The organism is Streptomyces sp. NPDC017991, from assembly GCF_044328075.1.
Taxonomy (GTDB): Bacteria; Actinomycetota; Actinomycetes; order Streptomycetales; family Streptomycetaceae; genus Streptomyces.
Map to the genome: position 1 here is coordinate 1 of NZ_JBIRGP010000045.1, position 4,401 is coordinate 4,401.

A 4,401-nucleotide genomic window follows, 5' to 3' on the forward strand; every position below is an offset into this window, starting at 1 on the left:
GCGGTTCGATTCGCCGACTGCGTACGGCACTTGGAGTCGGAGGGTGTCACCCGGTACGTGGAGCTGGGGCCCGACGGCGTACTGACCGCGATGGCGCGGCAGTGCGTACAAGCCGAAGCCGAAGTCGACACCGGCAGTGGCATTGATATTGGCACTGGCACCAGTGTTCTGGTGGCGACGCAGCGGAAGGACCGCCCGGAGCCCGAAGCGCTCCTCCTCGCCGTCGGACAGCTGCACGCGGCGGGCGTGTCCGTCGACTGGCGGGCCGTGTTCGCGGACCGGGACGCGCGACCGGTCGAACTGCCCACCTACGCGTTCCGGCACGAGACGTTCTGGCTCGACTCCACCGTCCAGGACTCCGACGTCTCCTCCGTCGGGCTCGACCCGGCGGACCACCCGCTCCTCGGCGCCGTGGTGACGACACCGAACTCCGGTGGCGTGGTGCTGACGGGCAGGCTGTCGACGGCCACCCGGCCGTGGCTGGCCGACCACGAGGTGCTGGGCACCGTACTGCTGCCGGGCAGCGCGTTCGTGGAACTGGCGATCCGGGCCGGAGACGAGGTCGGCTGCGACGTCCTGCGGGAGCTGACACTCGGGGCGCCCCTGGTGCTGCCGGAGCACTGCGGTGTCGCGGTACGGGTCGTGGTCGGCGCGGCCGACGCGTCCGGCGACCGCCGGGTGAGCGTCCATTCCCGGCGCGAGGACGCCCCGTCCGGCGAGGACTGGACACGGCACGCCGACGGCACGGTCGGCACCGGCTCCCCGACCCCGTCCCTGGCGCCTGACCTCAGCACATGGCCGCCCGCGGGCGCCGCCCCGGTGGATCTGGCCGAGGCATACGAACGCCTCCGCGACGAGGGCTACGCGTACGGACCCGTGTTCCAGGGACTGCGGGCGGCGTGGCGGCGCGGGGACGACCTGTACACCGAGGCCGTCCTGCCCGATGAGGCGCGGGCCGACGCGGCACTGTTCGGTCTCCACCCGGCTCTGCTCGACGCCGGCATGCATGCCGAACTGCTCGACACGGATCGGCGGGGCGGCCGGACGCTGCTGCCCTTCGAGTGGACCGGCGTGACCCTGCATGCCTCCGGCGCGTCCGCGATCCGGGTGCACACCAGGCTGGGGCGCGACGACGGGCCCACGCGCATGACCGTGACCGACGAGAGCGGACATCCGGTCCTCACCGTCGAGTCGCTGGCATCCCGGCCGATGTCGTCCGACCTGACCGGCCATGCGGGTGCCCGCGCGGGCGGGCGCGGCGACGTGCTGCTGCGGACGGAGTGGACCCCGCTTCCGGTGAACCGCTCCGCCACCGCCCGCTGGGCGGTACTGGGTACCGACCGGGCAGGACTGCCGGCCGACGTACCCGCGTACGCGGACCTGACCGCGCTGGGCGCGGCGGAGGTCCCCGACGTCGTGCTCTGGTCGCTGCCCACAGGCACCGGGGACGTCCCGGCGGCCGTCCACACGCTGACACACCAGGCACTGGACGTCGTCCAGGGATGGCTGGCCGACGAGCGGTTCGCCGCGTCCCGCCTGGCGGTGGTCACCTATGGACCCACGCTGGTCCAGGCACCGGTTCAGGGGCTGCTGCGCGCGGCCCAGGCCGAGAACCCCGGCCGCTTCGTCCTCGCAGACGTGGACGGCCTGGGTGCCTCACTCGACATCCTGCCCGCGGCGATCCTGTCGGGCGAGCCCGAAGTGGCCGTACGCGAAGGGGAGTTGCGGGTACCGCGGCTCGTCGAGACCGACACGTCACGCGTACCCAACACACCCGGCGTCGAGCCGGTGGTGTCGTCGGTGGTGTCGTCGGTGTGGGGTGGGTGGGGTTCGGGGTGGGTGTTGGTGACGGGTGGTACGGGTGGGTTGGGTGCGTTGGTGGCTCGGCATCTTGTTGTTGTGCATGGTGTGCGGCGTCTTGTGTTGGTGGGTCGTCGGGGTGTGGGGGCGCCGGGTGCTTCTGAGTTGTGTGCGGAGTTGACGGGGTTGGGTGCTGAGGTCGAGGTGGTGGCCTGTGATGTGTCGGACCGGGGTGCGGTGGTGGCGCTGGTGTCGGGTCGTGTGTGGTCGGGTGTGGTGCATGCGGCGGGTGTGGTGGACAACGGGTTGGTGGGTTCGTTGTCTGCGGGTCGGGTGGATGGGGTGTTGGGTGCGAAGGTTGATGGGGCTTGGTATTTGCATGAGTTGACGCGGGATATGGGGTTGTCGGCGTTTGTGTTGTTCTCGTCGGTGGGTGGGTCGTTGCTGGCGGCGGGGCAGGGTGGTTATGCGGCGGCGAATGTGTTCTTGGACGCGTTGGCCGTGTATCGGCGTGGTGAGGGGTTGCTGGGGACGTCGTTGGCGTTCGGCCTCTGGGACGTCGACACAGGCGTGGACCCGGCCGACGCGGACCGGCTGGCCCGCCTGGGCATGCCCGCGATGCCGGCCGACAAGGGCCTGGAACTGTTCGATGCCGCGCTGCGTACGGACGACGCCGTACTGATGCCGCTCCGCCTGGACCGGGCGGCGTTGCGGGCCCGGGGCGACGACGTTCCGGCTCTGCTGCGCGGGCTGACCGGCGGAACCCGCCGTGCCGCCCGCGCCCGGACGGAGAGCTCCCTGCGCATACGCCTGACCGGATCGACCGCTGAGGAGCGTGCCGCCACCCTCCTCGCACTCGTACGGACCCAGGTGGCGGGGGTGCTCGGTCATGCCTCGCCGAAGGCCGTCGAGGCAGATCGGGCGTTCAAGGAGCTGGGTTTCGATTCCCTGTCGGCGGTGGAGTTGCGGAACGCGTTGCGGGCCGAGACCGGTCTGGCTCTTCCGGCGACGCTGGTGTTCGACCACCCGACGGCCCGGGCTGTGGCCGCCTACCTGGACACCGAGTTGCAGGGCGAAACGGGTGGTGTCGCGGCGGGCTCGGCCGCGGAGGTCCCGGCAGTGGTGGCGGCTGACGACGATCCGGTGGTGATCGTGGGGATGGCGTGCCGTTATCCGGGTGGTGTGGCGTCGCCTGATGATCTGTGGCGGTTGGTGGCGGACGGTGTTGACGCGGTGTCGGCGTTTCCGGTGGACCGGGGCTGGGATGTGGAGGGTATCTATCATCCTGAGCCGGGGAAGCCGGGGAAGACCATCGCGCGGGAGGGTGGGTTCCTTTATGACGCGGCGGAGTTCGACGCTGATTTCTTCGCCATTTCGCCGAGGGAGGCGGCGGACACTGATCCGCAGCAGCGGTTGTTGTTGGAGGCGTCGTGGGAGGTGTTCGAGCGTGCGGGGATCGATCCGCACACGATGCGTGGCAGCCGGACCGGTGTCTTCACCGGCCTCATGTACCACGACTACGGGTTCCGGGCCGATACCGCCAGCACCAGTGGCGGAAGCCTGGTCTCCGGCCGGGTCTCCTACGTGTTCGGCCTGGAGGGGCCGGCGGTGACCATCGACACGGCCTGCTCGTCCTCGCTGGTGGCACTGCACCTGGCCGCGCAGGCACTGCGCTCCGGTGAGTGCTCCCTGGCACTGGCAGGCGGCGTGACGGTGATGAGTACGCCGAACATGTTCGTGGAGTTCAGCCGACAGCGGGGCCTTGCCGCGGACGGCCGCTGCAAGTCGTTCTCGGACGCCGCCGACGGCGCGGGTTGGGCCGAGGGGGTGGGCGTCCTGCTCGTGGAGCGGCTGTCGGACGCCCGCCGCAACGGTCATCCGGTGCTGGCGGTCGTCCGTGGCTCCGCGGTGAACCAGGACGGTGCCTCGAACGGTCTGACCGCACCGAACGGACCGTCCCAACAGCGGGTCATCCGGCAGGCGTTGGCCACCGCCGGTCTCGGCACGGGCGTTGTGGACGCGGTGGAGGCGCACGGCACGGGGACGACGCTGGGCGATCCGATCGAGGCGCAGGCGCTGCTGGCGACGTACGGGCAGGATCGTCCGCAGGACAGCCCGCCGTTGTGGCTGGGGTCCATCAAGTCGAACATGGGACACGCGCAGGCCGCCGCCGGAGTCGCGGGCATCATCAAGATGGTCCAGGCGATGCACCATGGGGTGCTGCCGCGCACGCTGCATGTGGATGCTCCGTCCTCGCAGGTGGACTGGTCGGCGGGGCGGGTGGAGCTGTTGACTGAGGCGCGTGAGTGGCCGGAGGTGGAGGGTCGTCCGCGGCGGGCGGGGGTCTCCTCGTTCGGGATCAGCGGCACCAACGCCCACGTCATCATCGAAGCGGCTCCCGCAGCGGCTCCCGCAGCGGCTCCCGCAGCGGCTCCGGCTCCGGCTCCCGCACCGGCTCATGCTCCGGCTTCGGCCGAGGACGACGGACGGTCGACCGGGACGACGTCGCCGGTGCCCTGGCTGGTGTCCGGACGTGACCGGGAGGCGGCGACGGCCCAGGCCGCCCGGCTTCTGCAGTTCCTCCAGGAACACCCGGAGCTG

1 protein-coding gene is annotated in these 4,401 nt (G+C 71.1%); it reads left to right on the top strand.

All coding sequences use genetic code 11. The features are described 5' to 3' along the window. Positions 1–4,401, top strand: a 4,401-nt coding sequence (locus ACH4DZ_RS44945) for a beta-ketoacyl synthase N-terminal-like domain-containing protein (RefSeq protein ID WP_398295602.1), incomplete at both ends; no start/stop codon positions are given.